At 41.4% G+C, this 24,697-nt stretch carries 21 protein-coding genes and 4 pseudogenes; 16 read left to right on the top strand and 9 right to left on the bottom strand.

All coding sequences use genetic code 11. From position 1 onward, the window contains the following. Window positions 1-71 precede the first annotated feature (71 nt). Entirely contained in the window at window positions 72-986 is a 915-nt protein-coding gene (trhO, locus tag V7K60_RS29365; RefSeq protein WP_334930909.1) for an oxygen-dependent tRNA uridine(34) hydroxylase TrhO, read from the top strand. Between the two features lie 15 nt (window positions 987-1,001). Here trhO and V7K60_RS29360 read toward each other — a convergent pair whose 3' ends face one another. The 5 genes and pseudogenes from V7K60_RS29360 to V7K60_RS29340 form a co-directional block, all read right to left on the bottom strand. Beyond that, window positions 1,002-2,525 carry a hybrid sensor histidine kinase/response regulator gene (locus V7K60_RS29360; protein WP_334930907.1) on the bottom strand — a complete coding sequence of 508 codons (1,524 nt, stop codon included), beginning with the start codon at window positions 2,523-2,525 and terminating at the stop codon, window positions 1,002-1,004. A 10-nt stretch (window positions 2,526-2,535) separates the two neighbouring features. Then, window positions 2,536-4,860: a PAS domain S-box protein gene (locus V7K60_RS29355; protein WP_334930905.1), complete on the bottom strand. Its 2,325-nt coding sequence runs from the start codon at window positions 4,858-4,860 to the stop codon at window positions 2,536-2,538. Between the two features lie 214 nt (window positions 4,861-5,074). Beyond that, complete coding sequence (locus V7K60_RS29350; protein WP_334930903.1) at window positions 5,075-5,671, bottom strand: molybdenum cofactor guanylyltransferase; 597 nt, start codon at window positions 5,669-5,671, stop codon at window positions 5,075-5,077. A gap of 11 nt (window positions 5,672-5,682) precedes the next feature. Beyond that, a pseudogene (locus V7K60_RS29345) lies at window positions 5,683-7,740 on the bottom strand (thioredoxin domain-containing protein). Between the two features lie 235 nt (window positions 7,741-7,975). Then, entirely contained in the window at window positions 7,976-8,131 is a 156-nt protein-coding gene (locus tag V7K60_RS29340) for a hypothetical protein (protein WP_334930901.1), read from the bottom strand. A gap of 483 nt (window positions 8,132-8,614) precedes the next feature. On the opposite strand from V7K60_RS29340, the gene clpP reads away from it, so the two are divergent. The 3 genes from clpP (at window position 8,615) to V7K60_RS29325 (ending at window position 10,216) form a co-directional block, all read left to right on the top strand. Further along, entirely contained in the window at window positions 8,615-9,226 is a 612-nt protein-coding gene (clpP, locus tag V7K60_RS29335) for an ATP-dependent Clp endopeptidase proteolytic subunit ClpP (protein WP_292873561.1), read from the top strand. Window positions 9,227-9,313: 87 nt separating this feature from the next. Beyond that, window positions 9,314-9,466 carry a hypothetical protein gene (locus V7K60_RS29330; protein ID WP_334930899.1) on the top strand — a complete coding sequence of 51 codons (153 nt, stop codon included), beginning with the start codon at window positions 9,314-9,316 and terminating at the stop codon, window positions 9,464-9,466. Window positions 9,467-9,742: 276 nt separating this feature from the next. After that, window positions 9,743-10,216, top strand: coding sequence for a hypothetical protein (locus tag V7K60_RS29325; protein ID WP_334930897.1), 474 nt, complete (start codon window positions 9,743-9,745; stop codon window positions 10,214-10,216). Between the two features lie 406 nt (window positions 10,217-10,622). On the opposite strand, the gene V7K60_RS29320 is transcribed toward V7K60_RS29325, so the two are convergent. Beyond that, complete coding sequence (locus tag V7K60_RS29320) at window positions 10,623-11,507, bottom strand: hypothetical protein (RefSeq protein ID WP_334930895.1); 885 nt, start codon at window positions 11,505-11,507, stop codon at window positions 10,623-10,625. 1,186 nt (window positions 11,508-12,693) lie between these two features. On the opposite strand from V7K60_RS29320, the gene V7K60_RS29315 reads away from it, so the two are divergent. From V7K60_RS29315 to V7K60_RS29305, 3 genes are all read left to right on the top strand, one after another. Beyond that, complete coding sequence (locus V7K60_RS29315) at window positions 12,694-15,048, top strand: ribonuclease R family protein (protein ID WP_334930893.1); 2,355 nt, start codon at window positions 12,694-12,696, stop codon at window positions 15,046-15,048. A 17-nt stretch (window positions 15,049-15,065) separates the two neighbouring features. Next, the gene (locus tag V7K60_RS29310) at window positions 15,066-15,686 is read left to right on the top strand and encodes a flavin prenyltransferase UbiX (RefSeq protein ID WP_334930891.1); all 621 of its coding nucleotides are present in this window, start codon (window positions 15,066-15,068) and stop codon (window positions 15,684-15,686) included. Window positions 15,687-15,852: 166 nt separating this feature from the next. Further along, window positions 15,853-16,554, top strand: a complete 702-nt coding sequence (locus V7K60_RS29305; protein ID WP_334930890.1) for a LapA family protein — start codon at window positions 15,853-15,855, stop codon at window positions 16,552-16,554. A 19-nt stretch (window positions 16,555-16,573) separates the two neighbouring features. On the opposite strand, the gene V7K60_RS29300 is transcribed toward V7K60_RS29305, so the two are convergent. Beyond that, window positions 16,574-16,768 carry a hypothetical protein gene (locus V7K60_RS29300; protein ID WP_334930889.1) on the bottom strand — a complete coding sequence of 65 codons (195 nt, stop codon included), beginning with the start codon at window positions 16,766-16,768 and terminating at the stop codon, window positions 16,574-16,576. On the opposite strand from V7K60_RS29300, the gene V7K60_RS29295 reads away from it, so the two are divergent. The 3 genes and pseudogenes from V7K60_RS29295 (at window position 16,767) to V7K60_RS29285 (ending at window position 20,272) form a co-directional block, all read left to right on the top strand. Further along, the gene (locus V7K60_RS29295; protein ID WP_334930888.1) at window positions 16,767-16,922 is read left to right on the top strand and encodes a hypothetical protein; all 156 of its coding nucleotides are present in this window, start codon (window positions 16,767-16,769) and stop codon (window positions 16,920-16,922) included. The genes V7K60_RS29300 and V7K60_RS29295 overlap by 2 nt on opposite strands. A 923-nt stretch (window positions 16,923-17,845) precedes the next feature. Further along, complete coding sequence (locus V7K60_RS29290) at window positions 17,846-18,514, top strand: HAD family hydrolase (RefSeq protein WP_334930886.1); 669 nt, start codon at window positions 17,846-17,848, stop codon at window positions 18,512-18,514. A gap of 439 nt (window positions 18,515-18,953) precedes the next feature. Further along, a pseudogene (locus V7K60_RS29285) lies at window positions 18,954-20,272 on the top strand (IS4 family transposase). Between the two features lie 200 nt (window positions 20,273-20,472). Here V7K60_RS29285 and V7K60_RS29280 read toward each other — a convergent pair. Then, a complete protein-coding gene (locus V7K60_RS29280) occupies window positions 20,473-20,637 on the bottom strand; it encodes a DUF433 domain-containing protein (RefSeq protein WP_334930884.1) in 165 nt (54 codons plus the stop codon). A gap of 196 nt (window positions 20,638-20,833) precedes the next feature. On the opposite strand from V7K60_RS29280, the gene V7K60_RS29275 reads away from it, so the two are divergent. From V7K60_RS29275 to V7K60_RS29265, 3 genes and pseudogenes are all read left to right on the top strand, one after another. Continuing rightward, window positions 20,834-21,379, top strand: coding sequence for a shikimate kinase (locus V7K60_RS29275; RefSeq protein WP_334930882.1), 546 nt, complete (start codon window positions 20,834-20,836; stop codon window positions 21,377-21,379). Next, a pseudogene (locus V7K60_RS29270) lies at window positions 21,379-21,815 on the top strand (XisH family protein). Before V7K60_RS29275 ends, V7K60_RS29270 begins: the two are co-directional and overlap by 1 nt. Further along, entirely contained in the window at window positions 21,803-22,138 is a 336-nt protein-coding gene (locus V7K60_RS29265) for a XisI protein (protein WP_334930880.1), read from the top strand. Before V7K60_RS29270 ends, V7K60_RS29265 begins: the two are co-directional and overlap by 13 nt. 103 nt (window positions 22,139-22,241) lie before the next feature. On the opposite strand, the gene V7K60_RS29260 is transcribed toward V7K60_RS29265, so the two are convergent. Continuing rightward, a complete protein-coding gene (locus V7K60_RS29260; protein WP_334930878.1) occupies window positions 22,242-22,844 on the bottom strand; it encodes a Uma2 family endonuclease in 603 nt (200 codons plus the stop codon). 168 nt (window positions 22,845-23,012) lie between these two features. Here V7K60_RS29260 and V7K60_RS29255 point away from each other — a divergent pair, with 168 nt between their 5' ends. The 3 genes and pseudogenes from V7K60_RS29255 to V7K60_RS29245 all read left to right on the top strand — a co-directional run. Then, complete coding sequence (locus V7K60_RS29255; protein ID WP_334930876.1) at window positions 23,013-23,375, top strand: pentapeptide repeat-containing protein; 363 nt, start codon at window positions 23,013-23,015, stop codon at window positions 23,373-23,375. Window positions 23,376-23,476: 101 nt separating this feature from the next. Further along, window positions 23,477-24,373 (top strand): acetylglutamate kinase, encoded by an 897-nt coding sequence (gene argB / locus V7K60_RS29250; RefSeq protein WP_334930874.1) that lies wholly within the window; start codon window positions 23,477-23,479, stop codon window positions 24,371-24,373. Between the two features lie 103 nt (window positions 24,374-24,476). Further along, window positions 24,477-24,697, top strand: a pseudogene (locus V7K60_RS29245) (hypothetical protein); the annotation flags it as partial.

Raw genomic sequence — 24,697 nt, 5'->3', positions numbered from 1 at the left:
ATAAAATTAAAATAGTAGATAACTTTGATTACCGTTGTTATTGTAACTTATATTGTTCTATTACCGAAGGGATGAAGCCAGAAAATATCCAAGTTGTCGCAGCACTGTATAAATTTGTTAAGCTGCCAGATTTTGCCGATAAACGAGATCCTCTGCTGTCTTACTGCCAAGCGCAAGGTGTCAAGGGGACGATTTTGCTGGCACTTGAAGGGATTAACGGTACAATTGCCGGTTCGCGTCAGGCGATTGACTCAGTTCTCTGGTTTGTGCGTTCTGACCCCCGTTTAGCAGACTTAGAATCCAAAGAGTCCTATACCGAAACCCCACCTTTTGAGCGGATGAAGGTGCGGTTAAAGCAAGAAATTGTCACTTTGGGGTTGCCAGAAATTGACCCTAGTGAGCAAGTTGGTATCTATGTCAATCCTCAAGAATGGAATGATTTAATTTCCGATCCAGAAGTAACCGTGATTGACACCCGCAATGATTATGAGGTGAATATCGGTACTTTCCAAGGAGCAGAAAATCCCCAAACTGAATCATTCCGCAAATTTCCCGATTATGTGCGCCACCATCTCGACCCAACTAAACACAAAAAGGTTGCTCTCTTTTGTACAGGTGGCATTCGCTGTGAAAAAGCCTCATCCTTCATGCTTGCCCAAGGCTTTGCAGAAGTCTATCATCTCAAGGGCGGCATTCTTAAGTATTTGCAGGAAGTTCCAGCACAAGAAAGTTTATGGGAAGGAGAATGTTTTGTCTTTGATGAGCGGGTAGCCGTTAGTCATGGATTAGAAGAAGGAAGTTGTGAGCGGTGCTTCAGTTGTGGGCGTCCGATTTCTGAGGAAGATAAAGCGTCTCCCGAATATGAGCAAGGTATCTCCTGTCCCTATTGTTTTGATAGCCTTAACGAAGACAAAAGAGCGCGTCAGCAGGAAAAATGGCGCCACTACCAAACTCAAGTTGGTAACAAAAATCAGGATGTGAGTTGAAGAAGAATTTGCAATTTATAATTCAGAAGCTTCAGTCAAGGATAATTCGGAATTTAAGGGCAAAATTACTGTAAATTTAGTACCAACTTCAACTTCACTTGTGACACTGATTTGACCCCTGTGAGCATCAACGCACCTTTTAACGATTACTAACCCCAACCCAGTACCCTGAATTGATTTGACATTTGAGGCTCGGTAGAATGATTCAAAAAGTCGAGCTTGGTCTGGTTTGGGAATGCCCATACCTCGATCTTGAATGTAAAAAATTGCTACTTTCTCAATTGGGTCGCATATTAAATCAAATTGAATCTTGCCACCTTTGGGAGAATATTTAACCGCATTTGAGAGAAGATTTGCAAACAAGTAATGTAAAAGTCCTTCATCCATGACAGCGGACGTATTCTCACTATGGCAGGTAAAAACAATTTCACACACACTGCTTTTAACAATCAAAAAATCTTCGATTAACTCTCGACAAAATTGCTCTAGGTTAAAAGGAGCAGGGTTGAATATGAGTTTTTCTGCTTCCGCTCGACCCATAAACAGTACTTCTTCCATAAGTTTTTCCATTGATTGCACAGCACCTTGAATTCGTTTTAAATAGATGCCTCTTTTTGTATCTGTCAAATTTGCTCCTTTCATTTCCATGAGTTCTACTGCGGTTTGAACAACAGTTAGGGGATTACGGAACTCATGAGATACAGTAGAGATAAATAAGGATTTGAGACGGTTAAGTTCTTGCTCCTTCTCTAATGCTTGCTCTAGCAATTTTGTTTGGCGTCGTTCGCTGAGATCCCAGAAAACAACTACTACACCATTTATGTGGTCAGAACCTCGCTTTAGTGGTGAAGCACTGTCGCCAATTGGAACTCTTTTGCCGTTTTTTGTAATTAGAGATGTGAATGCCTCTAAATAAACAACTTGTTGCTCCTGCAGCACTTTTGTAATAGGGTTTTCTAATGTTGTCTCTGTCACTTCATCGACAATATGAAAAATCTTCGCTGCCTCATTTCCTAAAGCATCTTTTTGCTGCCAGCCAGTCAGCGCCTCCGCTGCAGGATTCATAAATGTCATCTTTCCCTGCTCATTTGCAGCAATTACAGCATCACTCATTGAGTTTAAAAGGGTTGCTAACTGATCTCGATTCTCCCGCAGTTCACGTTCTAACCGATGTTTTAACAGACCGATCTCGATCGCGATTTTTAAATCTTTTGTAGTAAATGGTTTAACGATGTATCCGAAAGGTTGGGTAATTTTGGCTCTTTCTAAAGTATGATCATCGCCATAAGCGGTTAAATAAATTACAGGTACATCTAACTGCTCACGAATCTGAGTGGCGGTAACAATACCGTCCATATCACCTTTAAGAATAATATCCATTAATACTAGTTCTGGTTGAGTTTCTGATGCCTTGGCAATGGCAACTTTTCCAGATGAAGCTGTACCCGTAACAATGTATCCTAGTTGACTGAGTTGACTAGCAATAGTTCTAGCCACAATCACTTCATCTTCAACGACTAAAATCCTAGCTTGATCCATTTGATATTTATTAATGCAAAGTTAACTGCGTAAATTTTATTTTGAATACTGTTCCATAATTGCCTTCTAGAGTAATATCGCCTTCTAGTTGTTCTGTAACCAAGTCATGTACTAACGACAGACCCAAAGAATCAGTATTTCTCCAATCTAAATTATCTGGTAAACCAATCCCATTATCTCGGATAGTCATTTCGATACTATTGCCAGCATTGTGTAAAGCAATACTGATTGTGCCTACTTGTTGATTGGGAAAAGCATGTTTGAGGGCATTGGAGATTAATTCGTTAATCACCAATCCACAGGCAATAGCTTGATCGACATTCAAGCTTACTGAATCTATATCAGTTTCTAGAGAAATTTTACCAGGGCATATTTGATAGGAAATGAGCAAGCTGGCTGCTAAATTACTGATATAGTCAGCAACATCAATTTGTCCTATATTAGCGGAAGTATATAAATTTTTGTGAATTAGAGATATTGACTCAATTCGATTTTGACTCTCTCGAAGAACTTTAATTATTTCCGGGTCTTTGAGTGTTTGAGACTGAAGTTGTAATAAACTGGAGACAATTTGCAAATTATTTTTAACTCGATGATGAACTTCTTTTAAAAGAACTTCTTTTTCAGCTAAGGCAGTTTTTAACTTGACTTGAGCTTTTTGTCTTTGAAATAGTTCAGTTTGAGCTTGCGCTAAGATGCTGGATTGTTGAATTGCGATCGCTAATTGGACTGTCACTTGATCGAGCAAATCTAATTGATTTTCTTCCCACTCACGAAAACCAGAGCATTGGTGAGCAATCAGTAAACCCCAAATGTGAGAGCCAGGGTTTTGAGAGCTTACTTCTAGTAAAATAGGCACAACTAAATTTGCTTTCACCTCAAACTGTTCTAACAGGCTAATATGGCAATCAGTTAGTCGAGCTTCATAAATATTAGCGATCGCTCGTTTGCTTCCCTGATAAGATTCCACTCCTGCACTTGTTTGAAAACACGTATCATGAATCTGTATACCCAAAGAAACCGTCCATCCAGGTTCCACTGATTCCGCCATAATTGTGCCGATCATCTCTGAGTCAAACTGATAAACTACTACTCGATCAACTCCAAGTAAATCTCGCACTTCTCGAACTGTTGCATTCAGAATATCTTGGAGATTTAAAGATTGACGAATCCGTTGAGCAACAGTTCGCATCAATTGCTCTCGCTCGGCTTGGGCTTTTAGAGCTAATTCAGTTTGCTTACGTTCTGTGATATCTTGCCCAATACCAATAATTTGACCATTTGAAAGGTAAACACTAGTCCAAGATGTATCCAGTAAACGACCATTGTGTACCTGAGTTTTAAAGTCAGCCCAATTGCGTTTGGCAGACTGAATAAAATTAACGACATACTGTCGATATTCAGGATTAGGATATAGCGCTTCCAAGACATCACGAGTTTGGAAATCTGGAAATTTCCAACCGAGAATATTTTCCCATTCTTGATTCACCCACTGGAGTTCACCATTGGTATTGATCAGGGCAATCATCAATGGTATGCTCTCAAAAATTATTCGCAAAAACTCATTTTGTTCTTGGAGTTTTGTTTCGGCATTTTTGCGATCATTAATATCATTAAAAACTGTTAAAATTGCTGATTCATTGTTAAAAACTAAATATTGTAAAGAAGCGATCGCCCAAAAACGAGTTCCATCTGCTTTTTTTAATTGCAGTTCATAATTATGAATAAAACCTTGCTGATTAAGAACTGTTAATAGCGTTTCTAAATCTGTCATATTATGATATAAGTCTCCAAATTTTTTGCGATTAACTAAATACTCTGGAGAAAACTGAAATGTTTGAAGCAACTCTGTATTAGCGTATAAAATCAACCCATCAGATACACGCGAAATAATGAATGGAACAGGAATTGCTTCAGAAATAACTCGAAATCTAGCTTCACTTTGTTGAAGAGTTCTTTCTATTTGTTTGTGTTCTGTGATGTCTCGTATATGAACTAAGCAAGCCTTATAACTGCCATAGTCTATTGTCTGTGTGAAAATTTCAACATCAATAATCTGTCCGTCTTTTCGCTGATGTCGCCATCGCCCAGTAAAATCTAAGTTAGAGTGCTTTCGTTCTAAATATTCAAGGAAGATAGGCACATCTTCGGAAGGGCGAATGTCAGTTATTCGCATTTGCAAGAACTCTTCTCGTGAGTAGCCGTAGTGAACAACAGCAGCTTCATTTATATCTAAAAATTGTAGATTATGCTGGTTATATACCCACATAGGGTTGGGATTTTTAGAGAAAAGTAAATTAAAACTCCTTTGGCTTTCATTTTCAGGAAATAGCATTAGTGGTTATGTAATAAAAGTTTTTATTATCTACTAATTTTAATGAGTTTAAATCTAAAACAACCAAGACGTGATAAATCGCGTCTCTACATCAGGGTTTTGGGCTGATCTGAACTGTGTTGAACTATAGAGGTGAATTCAAATCATCCGAAAAATGACTTTATTACCAGAGTTTCCGCAGGTTCAGTTCACAATTAAGTCCGCATTCCCCAACTCAACTTAAAGCCAAGTCCTCTGGTGTATTACAGTTAAACAGCATTTCGGGTTCTGCTAAGGGCAAAACTTCTACCGGATATTGCCGAAGCCACTGCTGAAACGATCGCTCCCCTTGGTTGATAAACTCTAGAAGTTGTGGCAAACAGCTACGGCGATAGAAACCACACAGAGGTTCCCAGCCTTTTGGATGACAAGCTAAAGCTGCGATCGCATTATCCTCCACGCTATCAAGTTTACTTGCCCAATCTTGCAACACCTCAACCCGCAACCTCGGCAAATCGCAAGCTAGCAACAGCACCCAATCTGTCTTAACTTTAGCTAATCCTTGAGCAAACCCAACTAGAGGCCCGTGGGCTAGAGATTCTCCAGATAAAGGTACTTCCTCGATAAACTGACAACCAGCCAAAAGTAAATCTTGATAGCGTTGTGGCCAGGGAGTTACTACATAAACAGTATCAGCGCAGCTTTGAGCAATCCCACAAACTCGCTGCAACAATGGTACCCCTTGAATGGGAATCAAGGCTTTATCGTGACCCATGCGAGAACTCTTACCGCCAGCTAACACAATCGCTGTTAATTTGCTTCGGCTCGTCATTACCCCATGCCCTATGCCCTATTTAGACTTTTCTGGACTTGCTGCAATAAATGCTCTACACTTTCTGCTGGTGCAAGACACTTCAAACCTTGGCAAACTAACCCAACGCTTCCCTCTGGTAAATCAGCTGTGATGGCAAACACAGCCGCAGGTAAATACTTGGGGATCAAACCGTTGATTTGCTCAGTTGTGCTGCGAATCAAGGTAGAGTTACGATACCAATCCAAAGCTGTAAACAAGCTGGGACAAGCTTGGGGAGCGCGATGCATTACACTCCTAAAAGCTTTCAAACCAAGTTCAGCTAAATCCAAATAATCTAGATTATCGGTGAGTAGGGCCAGACGCACAAGGTTAGCGATCGCAATTCCATTAGCTGATGGTGTGGCATTATCAGCATAACTACGCTCTCTAACAATTAAATCTTGACTAGAATCGCTTGATGTGTTATAGTAGCCACCTAATTCTACACTCCAGAGAAATTCGTTAAATTCATCTTGGATAGCGATCGCTTTTTCTAACCATTGCTCATGCTCAGGGTTGGAAGCTTGTAAATCTAGCAGAGCTTTAACAAACAAAGCATAATCTTCAGACTGCGCTAAAACGGTTGGTTCTCCTTGATAGTTGAGTCTCTGGAAACGCCCATCGACAAACTGATTTTCCAAGATAAAATTCGCCGCTCGTGCTGCTAATTCCAGGTACAAAGGTTGTTGGAAAACCCCAGCCGCCCTAGCCAGCCCAGAAATCATCAAGCTATTCCAGGCGACAATCATTTTCGTATCTGTCACCGAGGGAATGCGACCTGGCCAGTTAGTAGTTTTTGCTTCCTGGTTGTTCCGAGCCGCAGGAAAAGTTTCTAGTGACTCAGAATTAACGCCATAACGAGCGGTAAACAGTTTACTCAGTGGCGTTTCCAGCGTTGCACTTAATTGACCTGAATGGCGTCTTTGCAAAACATTACGTCCTTCAAAGTTGCCGTTAGGCGTCACCGTAAACTGTTGTTGTAATTGGGTTAATTCTTCAGGCGTTAACAGTTGTTGTAATTCGCTGTAACTCTAGACGTAAAAGGCTCCTTCTTCTGGTTCTACCGCCGTGGATTCAGTGAAGCTATCGGCATCTTGAGCAGCATAGAAGTAACCTTCAGGCGCAGTCATTTCTTGCTTCAGCCATTGTACAGTCCCAGCAACCGCCCTCTCAAAGGCTGGCTCTTGTACTCCTGCACTCCATAAAGAAGCCAGATACTCGACAATCTGTCCATTGTCGTAGAGCATCTTTTCAAAGTGGGGTACTGTCCAAGTCGGGTCAACAGTATAGCGATGAAAACCACCGGCTACATGGTCATAAATACCGCCCAGCGCTAAGTCTAGTCCCCGTTGGGTACAAATTTGCTTGCCATCATAGCGAGATTCAAAATTAAATCGAGTTCCCCGCAGTGCTAATTCTGTGTAGGGAATCATCGGAAAACTATTGCCAGATTGACTAGGAGTAATTACGCCTGTACTGGTTTCCCAACCTTGGCGGAGTAATTCATGGTCTTCAAGCTCGGTTGTTGTACCGTCTTGCAACACCGCAGACGTAAGCAGGGACTCAACAATTAAGGCTTTACGTTGTTGTAAGTCCGCTTTTTCTGTATCGTAATAACGGCGAAGCGCTTGCAACACCTGCAAAAATCCCGGACGACCATAGCGCGGGTCTACAGGGAAATAAGTCCCAGCGTAAAATGGCACTAAATCTTCTGGGGAAAGAAAAATATTTAAAGGCCAACCCCCTTGACCGCTCATCATCTGCAAAGCTTGCATATAGATGCTATCGAGGTCAGGTCTTTCTTCCCTGTCTACTTTGATGGGAAGATAATTGCTATTCATGTAGTCAGCGATCGCAATATCAGAAAAAGCCTCGCCTTCCATCACAGTACACCAGTGGCAACTAGAATAGCCAATGGAGAGAAAAATCGGTTTATTTTGCGCCCTTGCAGTTGCAAGTGCTTCATCACACCAAGGCCACCAATCAATTGGGTTTTCGGCGTGTTTGCGGAGATAGAGGCTCTTAGCTTCAGCAAGGCGATTAGTCATGATCAAACGCGAGTAGTTGCCTTCTTTGCTCAGTCTACCCTGTTCTCAGGAGTGTTAGCCTAGACAGCTATGTACATTAGGTTAAGAAACTCAATGAGCGAATTATCCCTTTGTTTTTAATCTCGCCTAAGTAAGTTGGTGTAAAAAATTGCAGTTTTATAGTCAGGGAATCATCTATATAATTGAATTTATTTACGCCGACTTACTTATACCTGTGCAACTCTCTGAAACATTCTTATTGAAAAGGTCGCAATAGCAAGCTAACAATATTTGGTGGCGTTTCTTGCATAGGTGCTGCTGTCTTTGTTTGCATTAAAGTATTTGGGCTAAGTCCTGCTATCAGATGGAGCAAGAAGGTGATGATGGCGGCTTGTATAAGTTTTTCCAGCATGGCACGTCTCTCTCTGAATGGATAGCATTTCAACTATGACTAGTTATTCTAAATACACCTCGTACTCCCGATTTACCGAATCTAACAAAAATAACTTGATAAATGCCGAAGGAAATCCTAAAAAAATGTTTAAAATGTTACTGAGAGTTAACAGAATTCCCTAAGCAAGTCGGATTTCGGTTATCGGTCTAATCAATACATGACATCGCCAAGGTTGTGCAGCAAAGTCCGAGATATAAGATTGGCGACAATTGAAGTTTTTTGATTTATTCTTCCCTAAATCGGGATATTCTCTTAGACAGCTTTTGTCGCTAAAAAGTGCCCTTGGAGTATAAATCTATTGCAAAAGCATATTTTGCTCCTTTGTTGAATCAGACAGAATAGCCAAGATTTACTTATATCTACCTGGGAATAGTAGAGATCAGCCCCAGTTTCGTGCTGTCACCGATAAAATGTATTTAAAGTAGCCACAAACACGCTTCCATGATTCCTATCGTTATTGAACAATCGGGTCGAGGTGAACGCGCCTTTGACATCTACTCACGGCTGTTACGTGAGCGCATCATCTTTTTGGGACAACAAGTTGATAACAATATTGCCAACTTGATTGTTGCCCAACTGCTGTATTTGGATGCTGAAGACCCGGAGAAAGACATTTATATGTACATCAATTCTCCCGGTGGTTCGGTGACGGCTGGTATGGGCATTTTTGACACTATGAAACATATTCGCCCTGATGTCTGTACAATTTGTACCGGATTGGCGGCGAGTATGGGTGCTTTTCTCCTCAGCGCCGGTGCTAAGGGTAAGCGGATGAGTCTACCCCATTCTCGGATTATGATTCACCAACCTTTAGGTGGCGCTCAAGGACAGGCGACTGATATTGAAATTCAGGCGCGGGAAATTCTGTACCATAAGCGGCGGCTAAACGACTATTTAGCTGAACATACAGGTCAACCAATTGAGCGCATTGCTGAAGATACTGAACGTGACTTTTTCATGTCGCCAGAGGAAGCCAGGGACTACGGTTTGATTGACCAAGTGATTGACCGTCACTCCGCTGGTAGTCGCCCAGCAGTTGCTGTTCTTAATTAATAGTCACGAATAGTAAATGGTGATTTACCACTTTTAATTTCTTTAAACCCTAAAAATAACCCTTCTTCATAACTGAAGAGGGGTTATTTGAGTTCAAAAGTTGATTTAGAACTTCAAAACTCGATTTTAAAGGGTCAAGCTCCCATTTGTCGAGATGAAGGTAGTCTTGATCCGGTAGCAGATATTGAAGAAATTCCAACTTTTAATTGTCTGAAGATACACATTTCCATCCTGACATAGGATTATCAAAAGTTGGGAATAACCATAATTTGTCGCTCTACAATAGCCTCAAAACCAGTTTGCTAGAGTAGATCAATGTTATCAAAACAGACTTTTTGTGACTAAATAATACCAAGCAATTTGAATTTTATTTTCAACTTCATACTATTAAAGTCTTTTTCAGACTGTACTTTTTTTATTAAAAGCTTAATTTAGATTTAGGTTACAAAGACACCAAGTCATTTTGTACAGTGTGTAATACCAAAAATCAATCATTTATCTTCAGGAAGAAACATCATGAATTACTTAAAATCGAGCCTCAAGCTAACGTTGCTAACTTTATTGACTTTTGGATTGGTTTCCCCAGCTTTTGCGACACCCGATAACGACAATAGCATTTTTGCAGCGGATTTCGAGGGGAATTTGAATAGTGGTCAAGGATTTCTTCAGATCAAAGGCGATGTGACCACCACCGATGACTTAGAAGACTTTAGAAAAGTGCTACTCACGGGGCGCTCTAACTTACGTTTAAAACTGGAAGGCGTTGCCCCGAACGGAGGACAGACAGATTTATTATTAGTTAGGGATTCAAACAACAATGGTCAAATTGATCGCAATCAAGGTGAAGTGATTGGCCAAAGTCGCGACTCATTTTCCCACCAAATTACACGCCAGAATCTAGCTGCAGGAAATTACTTCGTCATTATCCGGAGCAGACAGTTTAGCTCAAATAAAGTTCAGTATCAAGTCAGTGTAGATGCACGGGTGTAGTCAATCCTGTAAACTCGCCGATTAAAAGCGCGATCGCGCTTTTGATCTTTCTCAACTCAGGAGGGTATTTTTCCCTCGTTAACCCTAACTCACTAATTGTCTACTTTGTCAATGCATAAGTTCTAGACGAGTCAATTCTGGATAGCCCAGGTGCGGCACAATTTCAATTCGCACACGAGGCATAGTGAATGACAGTTTTTATTTACGCTCAAATAATACTATCTTTGGCAACTTCGTATTAGTTATTACTAGAAGTTATGCAAAAATTGCTAAAAAGCTTAATTTATCGAACCGCCTTCTCTGCGAGAGGCTTTCGCCAATGCACAGCGTATCGAAGAGAAGAGCGCCGAGAATTCGTAGAGTGTGCGTAAGTCCTAATTACAAATGACGAATGACTAATTACTAACTAAAATCCTGCTATTGGGTCTGGCTGGGATTGTAAGTATTTGAGAAATCCGTGTAATTCTTCTTCAGTCAGCAAAGTCCGCCCGCGCTTACCGTAGGTTTCAATCAGATGCTCCCGTCCCTGTTCTGGTGTCCAGCCTAAACGCTGAAGTTCGACATCTGTTTTAGCAATTACATCTGATAAATCCACGGGTTCAGCTTTTTTCTTTCTCTTCCCTGTCACTGACGGGGTAGCGACATTTTCTTGAGGGCTGTAACTCCGGGGTGTAAATGGCGTGACATTATTAGCAGAAATTGCCGGAAAGGTTTGATTTTCTGGCTGGTTATCAAAATTTATTTCCAAGTTCTCAACTGGAGGATCAAATTCTAGCTCCCGGTTGGCAGTCATCGGAAAGTTTTGACCTAAATCCTGGCTATAGGTATCGTTTAGAGGCGCAGCATTGCTGTACTCGTATTGTTCGTTACTGCTTGTTACTACTTCTGGTTTGATGTTCCGTTCTTTGGAAGGCGGTATAGATATTTCTTTATCGCTGACTGCTGACCACTGACTACTAACAAAATCCTCATTTTTTGCAGAGGAATAAGCAGTAGGCTCACTCAATCCACCTTTAGTATTCAAGGAAGGATTTAGCTGTGCCGGGGAAACTGGATTTGAGGTCAACGCCACTGATTCTGGTGGCGCGTTTGTAATACCCAAAACTATCAGCGCCCTAGTTCTGGCTTGGTCTTCTGCGGCTTCTACTGTTTCTGCTGCTGCCATACCCGTAGCACGGGTTACGCCTTCAATTTGCACGCTTGCCCGAACAATATATTTTCCTTGAAAAATTTGCACTAATTCAGAAATCAAACTGCCTTTGGGATACAAGCTCTGGAATTGAGCCAACATAATACTGCTACCAATCTAAATATTTTTAATAACGGGGTTGATACTGCCTGTATGTTCAAGCGAGATCAGCTGCCCTTACTTTAATTTACATCCACTCGATACCCAGGATGCCTGCCAAGATTGCATTTATTCATTTTTAATTGTTCACTATGTGTCATCAGTTTTTTGGCAGGCGATGAGTAGGTATAATTCTCTGCTCTGAGCCGTCAAGGTGATATTCTTGCTTTGCCTGGTGTCCCAATTGTAGCAGTAGCTCTTTTTTGACGAAATTTTTGGTCAGTGCTAACTTATCTGGGTAGTCTTGCTTGCAATGCTATACTGATTACCCAACTCGATATCTAGAACTATTTTCTGGAAGTGCGCTCTAAATCTACAATAATGGAGATAAGGTTCGCCCTCACTGCTTATTAAGCTGCTTACCTAATTGTTACCGATTCTACATGTGGGAAAATTGGGTTCATCGGCAGTTCCTCCTAGTTAACAATCAGAGTCTAATGGCGTAAAATTACCTTCTCTCTAGACAATCAAACACCTGTAGTTTCCACGCCACTTGCTCCACTTGGGGAGACCCCAAGACCGCAGTGGCTCCCCTGCATAGCGCTTTTGGGCAGTATGGATTCTCTAAACCCAACTTCTCAAAAACCCGTCGCGTAATTAACTAGCGGGGCTAAATGTTAATCAGGTGTGCTTTCTAAGTTTGGTTAGGTGAAGAGACTTGAACGCAGGCGAACTCTGAGAACATCGTGCAGTGAGAAGTTCGTAGACGCCCAGAGTTGTCTGTGGGTAGGCTTCCTTTGCAAAGGAACTGTGGGGTAGTTTCCCGCTCTTGCTGGGTCTGGCTTCCTTTCCTTAGAACTTAGGAAGCCTTGCTTCAGGGCAATTAGTTTCCAGCTTGTTTCTGTAAGCCGTGAGGGTATACAGGAAAGAACCAGATTGAAGAAGAGTTCAGAATTCAGAATTCAGAATCAAGATAGTGGGGAATTCAGACCCGCCACTACAAAAGTTGAACACAAAACAAGAAAATTTTTGTGGGGGACTTAAACTCCTTGATTTAAACGTTTGCGGACTCGCTACTGCTGCGTTATCCGCCAGTAACACAGAATTCAATTCTCAATTCTGGCGACTGACTCCTGAATTCTGTTTTGTTAAACAAAAATGATGTTTTGACCAAAGGTCGGTTCACTGCATGGAATTTTCAATCGCTACACTCCTTGCCAATTTCACCGATGATAAATTGGTAGCTCGGAAGGTTTTAGAAAAGAAACTTGGCTGTGAAGATGAAAAAAGTTTACAAAAACTTCACATTGCCTTAGATGTTCTCGAAAAAATCGGTATTTTAGTGAAGGAACGGGGCAAGTATCGGCGTGTCTCAGAAGAGGGAATAATCGAGGCAAAACTCCGTTGTTCTAGTAAAGGCTTTTGCTTTGCTATTCAAGATGTGGAAGGCGCTGAGGATATTTACATCCGCGAAAGTCATCTGAGTAATGCTTGGAATGGCGATCGCGTTTTGGTAAGAGTTCTCAAAGAAGGCAGTCGCCGTCGCTCTCCTGAAGGTGAAGTGAAGCTAATTCTAGAACGTTCTAACCACACTTTACTGGCACGAATTAAGCAGGTGGAAGCTGGTTTCCGGGCTGTGCCTTTAGATGATCGATTGCTGTTTGAACTCAAAATCCAGCCTAACGGGGCAAAGTTGGAAGAAGCGATCGATCATCTGGTTCATGTGGAAGTTTTGCGTTACCCGTTGGCACAATATCCTCCCCTTGGTCGAGTGGTGCAAATCCTCGGTAGTGATGCCGAAGCTGCTGCTGATATAGATTTAGTTACGTGCAAACACGACCTTTCCCGGACTTTTCCAGATAATGTTCTAGAAGCAGCCGCTAGGTTGCCCAAAAAACTGCTAAAAGCAGACCTGAAAAATCGGCTGGATTTACGTAATTTATTTACCTTCACCATTGAAGGGGTAAATGGCGATACCAAAGTTATAGAAAACGCTTTTAGTTTAGAAAAAAACTTAGCCGGAAATTGGCTTTTGGGCGTTCATATCACCGATGTTTCTCACTATGTCCAACCTGACGAAGCCCTAGATAGAGAAGCACTCAAACGGGGCAAATCAGTGTATCTAGGAGAATTGGTGCTGCCAATTTTGCCCCCAGCTGTGGCAGAACGCTGTTCTTTAGTACCTGGGAGCGATCGCTTAACCATCTCTTTTTTAATTACCATTGATCCCCAATCGGGAGAAGTGCTGGAGTGGGAAATTCAACCCAGCGTCATTAATGTCGAAACTGCACTGACTACTGAACTTGCCCAAGCAATTCTCACAGGTGAAGCTGAAGATCAATCATCACAGGTTTCCCAAATACTGCAAAACCTCCAAGCCTTGCAAACAGCTGTGAAACAGGTACGCTTGACTCGTGGTAGCCTCCAGTTGAATCTGCCACCTAGCCAAAACGCCTATTATGATGAAGGGATTCTTGGCGCTGTGGTGGTGAATGATTTACCAGTGCGATCGCTACTTACGGAGTTGGTACTATTAGTTAATCAACTGTTTGCAACTCACTTAAATGCTCTTGGTGTTCCCGCTATCTGGCGAGTCCAAGGTACTCCTGATGTTGAAGATGTCCAGGAAATGCTGAAATTGGCAGTCAATTTAGGCGTTGACCTCACATTAGATCCAGAAGTTGATATCCAACCCTTAGATTACCAACATTTGACTACAGCTTTTGCTGAATCTCCCTCTGAGCAAGTTCTTACTTACTTATTACAAGATACACTGAAGCCGTCTGCATACAGTACCACCAAAGGATCTCACTTTGGTCTGGCACTACCGCAATATGTCCACTTTAGCGCTCCCTTGCGGCGTTTCCCAGATTTGCTCATGCAGAGAGTGTATTACGCCCTACTCGAAAACGGACGCGATCGCCGCAATACCCGTGTCAGAGAGCGGGTTAACCTACGCCACTCCTCTAGCCACGAGGAAATTAACTGGAACGTTTTACCCCCAGAATTGCAACAAGAACTCCAAAGCGATTTGACTAGGGTAATTGTCCAAATCAACGACCGCGAAAAAGAAGTCCAAGAAGCCGAAGCCGATTTAGCCGGACTGCAAAAAGCTCAACTGATGAAGCAACGCATCGGTCAGGTATTTCAAGGCGTGATTACCGGGGTTCAATCTTACGGTTTCTTTGTGGAAATTGAAGTGCCCGCGGCTGAGGTGGAGTCTAGCAGTAATCCTGGTGTGCCTTTGCGGGTAGAGGGATTAGTACACGTCAGTTCTCTCAAAGATGATTGGTATGAATATCGCGCCAGACAACAGGCACTGTTTGGTCGCAAAAATCGCGCTTCTTATAGACTAGGCGATCGCGTCGCCGTCCAAGTTAAAAGTGTCGATTACTACCGTCAGCAAATTGATCTGGTAACAGTCGGCAGCGATGGTATCCCCAAAGGTTTAACTGGCAATGATTCCCGTGACGATCTTTCCGACCTCTACTTACCAAATGATATGGAGCCTGATGACCTAGATCCTTACTCTGAGGATGAGTAAAATCCATTACAGCTTACGTGTCAAATAACACTAAACCTTTAATTTTAGGCGTATCGGGCGCATCTGGTCTGATTTACGCTGTTCGCGCGATCAAATTTTTGCTAGAAGCGGAGTATAGCATTGAATTAGTTGCCTCTAAATCAACTTACATGGTTTGGCAGTCAGAACAGGAAATTCGGATGCCACCAGAACCAACTGGGCAAGAACAATTTTGGCGAGAGCAAGCTAGAGTTGCACTTGCCGGTAAACTCCGCTGCCATCCTTGGAGTGATGTTGGAGCCGGGATTGCTAGTGGTTCCTTTGCCACTCTGGGGATGATAATTATTCCATGCAGCATGAGTACAGTTGCAAAGCTAGCAGTTGGCTTGAGTTCCGATTTACTAGAACGGGCAGCGGATGTCCAACTCAAAGAAGGGCGAAAGGTGGTCATTGTCCCGCGTGAAACGCCTTTTAGCCTCATCCATCTGCGTAACTTAACCTCTTTAGCAGAAGTTGGAGTGAGAATTGTCCCCGCTATTCCCGCCTGGTATCACAATCCCCAAACCATTGAGGATTTAGTTGATTTTGTAGTTGCCCGTGCTTTAGATCAACTAGATATTGACTGTATTCCAATTCAGCGGTGGCAAGGTCGTCGCTAACGCCCTCAGTGGATTTATTGTAAATCTCACAATAGTCCTAAAAAGGTAATGATAGAGATGGCTGATAGTGTCAGTAGTCAGTGAACAGTAATTAGCTAAGAATAATCAGACTGATAACTGACCACTGACTACTAACCACTGATAACTGACAACTGACAAAATTGCTATGGCTGTAATTCGCTTAATTCTATTGGTGGCAGTACTGGGAGGACTAACACTGTTATTAGTCCAAAATTTCTCACCTGCCCTATCGCTAGTATTTTTGGGCGTGCGAACTCAACCATTACCACTAGCGATATGGATTTTGTTCAGTACTGCCACTGGTGCTTTCACATCTATATTGATTGCTACCTTGTTTAACTTATCCAATTATTTTGTGGCAGGAGAACGCCAAACTTCTAACAGAAGAACCGCCACTTCAACTCGTGCCAAAGCAACCCAAAGAGAAGAATTTACATCTCGCCCTGCGAGTTCTCCACCACCAGCTAGTAAAAATGAAGAGTCTAGCAGTGAGGGATTTGATGATTGGGAGACAAATAGCAGTAGAGATGATGATTGGAACTTTGATGAAAAGTCAGAGTCAGCGCCTATTCCTAATTCTCAAGCTCAACAACCTAGAGACTCAACAACTTACGAACGTCAATCAGAAGCCAAAAGCAGTTCTCAGTCTGGTTCAGTTTACTCCTACAGCTACCGCGAACCAAAAAATACGGCTGCGGGAAAAACTGAATCAATTTACGATGCTGATTACCGGGTAATTATCCCCCCTTACCAGCCGCCAACTACCAATCAAGCGGATGATGATGATTGGGAATTTTTTGAAGATGATGATGATTTTGAAGATGATGGTAAACGCCCCCGTAAGTGAGATATAGCAGGCTACATCTCTATTTAATGCCACACTGCTCTCTAGACTCCTGCTTGACCTTACCAGTCATCGCAGCTTCCTGCAAAGTCATGAAAGCATTAAAATCTTCCAAGTCATATCGGGTAGTCAACAGTTGTCGTAGTTGATCTTCAGCTTCAACTGTCAAATAGCCAGTTACTAAAGCTCTTTCTACAACGTCACGAATTCGAGTCATGGTTGACGCCTCATTCATAATATATTTATTCATTCAGGCTTATCGGGGTGGAATATGCAGTAGTCTTTGTGTCGAAACTTCAATTTCTTTGCAAGCTTTTTTGGGCGATCGCGGTAAATCAGTCATTATTTACACCTTTATCAGAAACATTTAATTGAGCAGGTCTTGTTATAACTGAACTTTTAGAATAACGACCATGTGATGTTAGAAACACAGTATTGTATATACTTAAAATTACCCACCAGAGTAAAAACCCTGGTTATTTAGATAGACAGATATTGTTTGGATAAAGTTTCAAACAAGCTACTTTAATTTTTTGGTTAAGCATAGCGATTACTATGCAGCAATTACCAAGTTACTTCAGGGAAATCACTACATGCCTAAGAAATTCATCGTTTATTACTTATGGTAATTTCCCAGAATAATCCTTAATCTATTGCCTAAGTTACTTTAAATACATTAATAACAGTAATTTTGGCATTTATTTCCTCTTAAATAGAAGATGAATTTGCAGATTTTAAAAATAATTGAAAGTTAGGAAAGTTATAAGTAAATTTGATAAATGCAACGCGAAAAGCCTTGAATCTGTTAAAAATAAATTTCTCAGAGGTTTATTTTGTAGTCGTCTTCCTGCAGAAATTGCTAATATCGGCATCAAAGTCCTAGTAGTAATCTTGTTAGAGTATATCTTTTTAATGAATTATATAAATACATAGAATAAATGCTGAGTAACCAAACCAGATTACTCAATGAAGGTTAAAAACTGGAGCCGCCCAAGATGCGTTAGCGTATCCCTGCTCTTAAGCAAGCTACACGTAGCATTCATTTTCCAGGAAAACTTACTGTACTCCTTCCCTACAGGATGCTGCACAAACGTGGAAGCAAGCTATGCACATTGGTAACAAGTTAAAATTGTGGAAAATTTGACAATACCTCCAAAGATAGAAATCATCTGCTGATTTTGAAGAAATCGTGGGGTAATATTTGCAGTGGATGTATTTAGTTGCGGTTTTGAGTTAAAGAATCAATTAAGTGTCTAGATTAGGATTACTGAAAAAAGTAACTGTTTGTTAAGCTATGACAAATTTGGAATTGATCATTTTTGATTGCGATGGTGTGTTGGTAAATAGTGAACCGATAGTGAATCGTATTTTTGCCGAAACATTAACTGAAAGTGGATTGACAATCACCTACGAAGAAGTCACCCAACAATTTATGGGGAAGTCATTGGCAACTTGTTTGGAGATTATTAAGAAAACCTACGGAAGACCAGTTCCTGCTAAATTGCTTGAACGCTGTAAGGAACGAGAAATCGCTGCATTGCAACAAGAACTCCAAGCAACTGAGGGAATTGCTGCCGTTTTAGAACAGATTACATTGCCAAGGTGTGTAGCATCGAACAGCAGTCCTCGGCATATTCAATTCGTTTTACAATTAACGGGATTGTTGCATCAATTTGATGGCAAGCTATATAGCTCTCATCATGTTGAACGTCCTAAGCCCTTTCCTGATGTGTATCTGTATGCGGCTAGCCAAATGGGTAAGACTCCAGAAAATTGTTTGGTAATCGAGGACTCGGTAACGGGGGTGCAAGCAGCATCTGCCGCCCGAATGCAGGTATTTGGTTATACTCCACGAAGTAATCAAGGCAATTCTTCGCATCACGATGCTTTGATTGCCGCAGGAGCAAAGCTAGTCTTTGAGGATATGTATCAATTGCCGATTTTATTGAAATTGTGGAAGTGATTTTAAAGTTTTTGTGGGATATCACTTAAGGTTTACTAAACCTAGGACAATCACCTTATTCATTCTTATACTGTCCAATTTTCTGAAAATTTAGGATATATTGTTAACGACTTTATTAGCTTAAGTAATCGCTTAGAGTCTGATGAGTCACATTCATCACATTTTAAAATAAATGTATTTTGTCAATACGTCTAAATGTAGAAATAAATTTATAAGAGAATAATAATCATAAAAAGGGGGTAGGGGGAGAGGCAGCCATTGGCTGCCTCTCCCCCTCCTATCGCGATTATCATTATTAATATCTTTTTAAGTAATATTCGCCTTGAGGAGAAATCATGTGAAACTCAGACTAGATAAGTAATTAAGGGATTGTGGATGACCAACTGTGAGCGGCAACCGAAATACTAACTGAGACCATGCCAAAAAGACTCAAAGACCGATGGTAGAAGACGAAGTCATTGCAGAGCAATTGTCCGCATTACTTACACTAGCAATCACAAGTCAAGAAAACTACTACCATAAACTAGGATTAAGAAGCAGAATCCTCAACTTACCATTGATGGTTGCAGCAGTATTAACCCTACTTTGGCGAGACGTGGCGGGAGTCACGGAGTTGACAAGGATGTTAGTGCGAGAAGGTTTTTTATGGTGCAAACCCACCGCCATCACTCATCAAGCCATCTCACAACGATTTTTGAGTTTTCCTGCCGAATTATTTGAGCAAGTCTTTAAAAATTTATTACCCAGTTTGATAACGGCTTGGCACAGCAGAAATAAACTACCAATACTTGAAAGTATTCAATTTACTCTAACCAAATTTTCTCGAATTTAGATAGTGGACAGTTCAACTTTAGAGGCATTATTTTGTCAGATCAAAAGCTTGGAGGATGTTCACACTGGACAATTAGCAGGGAAAATGGCAACAGTCATTGATTTAATGACCAGATTACCTGTAGAGATTTGGTTTCAAGAAAATCCCAGAGCTTCTAATACTAAATTAGAATCAAAGATTTTGAATTTAGTGACAGCGAAGACCTTACTGCTGCTGGATAGAGGATTTTATCATTTTAGCTTTTGGCTACAATTAATTGAGCAGAAGTCCACTTTGTTACTAGGTTAAAGAAAGGGGCTGCAATCAAGGTTGAGCGGGTATCTACAGACAGCTATTCCCTGCAAGACCGTTTAATAAGGTTGGGTTCTGGCACGAAGAACACCCCATTAGTTACTTTACGTCTCATCGAAATTCATTCAGGAAAAACTTGGCACTCTTATTTAACGAGCGTGCTCGATCTAACAGTTTTACCGCCTTACGTAGTAGCTGATTTATATCGAAGACAGTGGCGGATTGAACATGCTTTTAATACAATCAAAAGGCTCTTAGGTCTCAGTTATCTATGGACAGGGTCCATTAATGGAATTCAGCTACAGATTTGGGGAACTTGGTTGTTTTATGCAGTGTTAGTTGATTTAGGTGATGCTGTAGCTGACGAGCTTTTTCTACCTTTTGACTCCATTTCTTTAGAGATGATTTATCGTGGTCAAAATCATTTTTATGTTGCTCATCAAAAAGGGTATGCAACAGATCCAGTTAAGTATTTCGCATCTTCGGAAAATCAAGATTTAGGTATTGTTAAACGGCAGTGAAAACAGAACATTCAGTTAATTGTCGTACCCTTCCCGGAAAAACAGCGAGGCTGCGACCAATTTTTCTTCCGAGCGCCTTCTCAAAATCTCTTGACAACTACCTTACAGCCTTAACTTGTGACGAATATAGCATTACTGACATTTTCATCTAAATGGAATCGAACTTTTTGTGTCATTTCGATTCTTTAGTTTCTCTTGCAAAATCGAAGGAGTTTGAGCCTGTACTTCTCTGACAAAGGCTTCTCCTTCTGCAATTTCTTGCCTGATCTCATCTTGATGATCGTGGTAATAAGCTAGAGCAGCATAGACATCAGCTAAAGTATACTGGGATAATGATAAACGATTTCGTCAGGGGAAAGCCCCATCTGTTCGTGCCAAATAACAATATCTTGCACTCTAATTCGGTGTCCAGCAATGCGCAGCTTACTCCCATTTGGAGTAATTTCAATGTGTTCTGAGATTACTGGTATCTTAGACATTTTATCCAAGAAACACTCTTATAAAAACAAATTATATTTTAATTATCGCCTGATTAGCGCTCGCCAATCAAATAATTTTGTCCAGTTGCCCGATAGGTGCAAAACTCTGTATTTTTAAATCCTAGATTGAGTTGTTAAGTTTATAATTTAAAACTGTGACTCAGCCTCAAAACTTATAATTGGAGCAAAGCAACTGGTGAGCAGCTTATTACAAGGAGTCAACCTGTACTTAATTGGTATTATGGGCGTTGGTAAGACGACAGTAGGACGCTTACTAGCAAAGGAACTGGGTTATGGGTTTGTAGATACTGATGATGTCATTGCCCAAGCAACAGGTAAATCTATCAATCAGTTGTTTGCCCAAGAGGGGGAAGCCAGATTTCGCCAGTTAGAAAGCGACGTACTTTCACAAGTTTGTGCTTTTACAAAGTTGACTATAGCAACTGGTGGAGGCATTGTACTGCGGCGAGAAAATTGGGGTTACTTACACCACGGTTTGATAGTGTGGCTAGATACGCCAGTGGAGATAATTTACAGCCGTTTAGCTGAGGATACCACAAGACCACTGTTGCAAGATGCCGATCCTAAAGGTAAGTTGCGATCGCTCCTCGAACAACGAACACCACTTTACTCTCAAGCCGATTTGCACATCACCGAGCAAGAGGGAGATATGCCTGAAGACGTTTCCCAGCGAGTACTTGAGGCAATTCCTGGTGTACTAAAAAAAACTGTTTCTCATTAATGGGGAATATTAATCTAACTGTATCTGCAAAAGATATTTTTTATGAATCAGTTAAAAAAGCTTTGCAAAAAGAACAATGGATAATTACGAGCGATCGATAAAATTTAAATTTGGGGAAGTCAACTTCCAAATTGATTTAGGCGTAGAGAAAATAATTGTTGCAGAAAAAGGAAATGAAAAAATAGCAATTGAAATCAAAAGCTTTTTAAACCCCTTGGCCATTACAGATTTTTACTCTGCTTTGGGACAATTCCTGAGTTACCGTCTAGCATTAGCAGGATAGAAACCAGAGCGAGTATTATACTTAGCAGTTCCATTGGATACGTACAAAACATTTTTTCAACTGGAGTTTACTCAAACTGCGATCAAACAGTATCAGGTGCTATTAATTGTTTACAATCCAGTAGACGAGGTGATTGTAGAGTGGATAAACTAACAAAATATCAAGAGTATGTTAAAACATTGTTGACGAACTCTGCCAGTGATGATGTCTCGGATAAGAATGTCGAAGTCCAACTTATTTTAGACACAGAACGCAATCATTATCAATGGATGAATGTCGGTTGGCAAGGATTTAATCGTATTTATCGATGCGTGATCCATTTTGATATTAAAGATGGCAAAATCTGGTTGCAACAGAACTTAACCGATCGCAATCCAGCAGAGGAATTAGTGATGATGGGAGTACCACCAGAGAATATTGTCTTGGGTTTGCAAGCTCCTTACAAGCGTCAGTATACAGATTATGGCGTAGCGTAATGCGATCGCTCCTCGAACAACCAACATCACTTTACTCTCAGCGAATACTTGAAGCAATTCCTAGCGTTCTGAAAACACAAGTTTCTCATTAGGAAGACTCTAATTACCAAATTTTGGCCATCCGTAGGACAAACCCTGGTAATTCTGGATTACCTGTAACTGCTTCGGGATTTTCCAAAACTTCAAGTTCTCGATTAGGACGGTAAATGTAGACTTTTCGATTTTGCCGATCAATTAACCAGCCTAATGATGCACCGTTATCGATGTACTCCTGCATTTTGTCTTGTAATTTTATCAGGCGGTCGCTAGAGGAACGTAACTCAATCACAAAGCTGGGACAAATTGGTGCAAATGAGGCTTTTTGTGGATCTGTTAAGGCGTTCCAGCGCTCCAGTTCAATCCAAGAAGCATCAGGGGAACGCATCGCTCCATTAGGTAGCGTAAAACCTGTACTGGAGTCAAAGCCTATGCCAGTGCCATCTTGTTCAGTCCAATTCCCAAGCTGTGCAGCAATGTTAAAGTTACGGTTGCCCGTATCTGAAAAAGCTGCGGAGATGATGATGACTTCCCCATTGGCAGTACGCTCAATTCGCAAATCTCCATTAGCTTGGCAAAATTCGTAAAACTGCTCATTTGTCATCTGCACCAGCGAGGGGAAATTGACTCTCAAAGGTATGCTTTCAGTTTGTATTAGCAGCGTGGTCATTTTCATTCCCTAGCTTCAGCCGAATGATTTCAATTCTAGAGGCTTGAAGGAGCGATCGCTTGCTTGTTGTATGGGGTAATGTGGGAATAGTTAACCTGTCTCATCCGTCGTATTTATGGGATTGACTCTAAAGCTTGAAATTTTACTCCTTTGTCACCAAAAAATTCAATGGATATTGAAGAGTTTTTCAGTCGTTTAGATACTGGGGAAAAGGATTTTTCAGGAGTCGATCTTAGTGGTGCAGTCCTAAGCGAAGTTGACTTGTCTGGCATTAATCTTAGTGGTGCTGATTTGAGTGGGGCGATCCTCTGTAAAACTAAGTTATGGGGTACTGATTTAAGAGACGCTAATCTGAGCGGTGCTGATTTACGTGGTGCTGATTTGAGAGTTACTCGTATGGAAGGCGTTAATCTTGAAAATGCTAACTTATTGGAAGTTAACTGGCGCGGTGCGGAAAAGTATGGGGCTTATTTCTACAATACGGTTATGCCAGATGGTGAACTCCTAACTGAACCAAACACCTATGGCTGATCAGTACAAATATACTCGACTTTGGCATCAGAGATTGTGAGGAGTTACAAAGTCTTCTACACTGACTGAAATAGGTTTTAACTCTCTCTGTTAGGCTCCTCATGACGGTCAACGATTCTGAATACATCAGGCAAGCTGAAGCCACTCGTGTGCGTGTACTAAGCGAAGCACTACCTTATATTCAACAATTCGCCGGTCGCACTGTTGTTGTCAAATATGGTGGCGCAGCGATGAAAGATAGCACACTCAAAGACAAAGTTATCCGCGATATTGTATTCTTATCCTGCGTGGGCTTGCGTCCAATTGTAGTCCACGGCGGTGGCCCAGAAATTAACAGTTGGTTAGATAAACTGGGAATCGAACCACAATTTAAGAATGGTCTACGAGTCACTGATGCCGCCACAATGGATGTGGTGGAAATGGTTTTAGTCGGTCGAGTTAATAAAGAAATTGTCTCCCTGATTAACCAAGCTGGTGGATTGGCTGTCGGACTTTGTGGTAAAGACGGTAATCTATTTACAGCCCGTTCCCAAGGTCAAGAAGGCATCGGCTTTGTGGGGGAAGTCAGCAATGTGAATATCAAGATTTTGGAAACCCTCGCTAGCAATGGCTATATTCCGGTAGTCTCTAGCGTCGCCGCAGACGAGACAGGGCAAGCTTATAACATTAACGCTGATACTGTAGCGGGAGAAATCGCCGCAGCATTAGGGGCAGAAAAGTTAATTTTACTGACCGACACCAGTGGAATTTTAAAAGATTACAAAGACCAATCTACTTTGATTCCGAAAGTAGATATCCGCGAAGCCCGCGAGTTGATTGCGAATGGTATAGTCAGCGGTGGGATGATTCCCAAAGTGAATTGTTGTGTGCGATCGCTTGCTCAAGGAGTCCGTGCAGCACATATTATCGATGGTCGCATTCCTCATGCGCTGTTACTCGAAATCTTTACTGATGTTGGGATTGGGACGATGATTCTCGGTTCGCAGTTTACATTTTAGAGGTGTAGAGGAAGAAAGGTAAGGGAGGCAAGGGAGGCAGGGGAGGCAGGGGAAAATGATTTGTAATTGTAATTTCGTGTAAATTAAAATTCGTTTTTTACTCGTGGACGAGTCTTTGATACTCGTGGATGAGTCTTTGATACTTGTGGATGAGTCTTTGATACTCGTGGATGAGTCTTTGATACTCGTGGACGAGTCTTTGATACTCGTGGACGAGTCTTTGATACTCGTGGATGAGTCTTTGATACTCGTGGATGAGTCTTTGATACTCGTGGACGAGTCTTTGATACTCGTGGACGAGTCTTTGATACTCGTGGATGAGTC

It is taken from the genome of Nostoc sp. (assembly GCF_036917555.1).
GTDB lineage: Bacteria > Cyanobacteriota > Cyanobacteriia > Cyanobacteriales > Nostocaceae > Nostoc.
The sequence above is the reverse complement of the archived record's forward strand: the minus strand, read 5'-3'. Positions and strand labels throughout refer to the sequence as shown.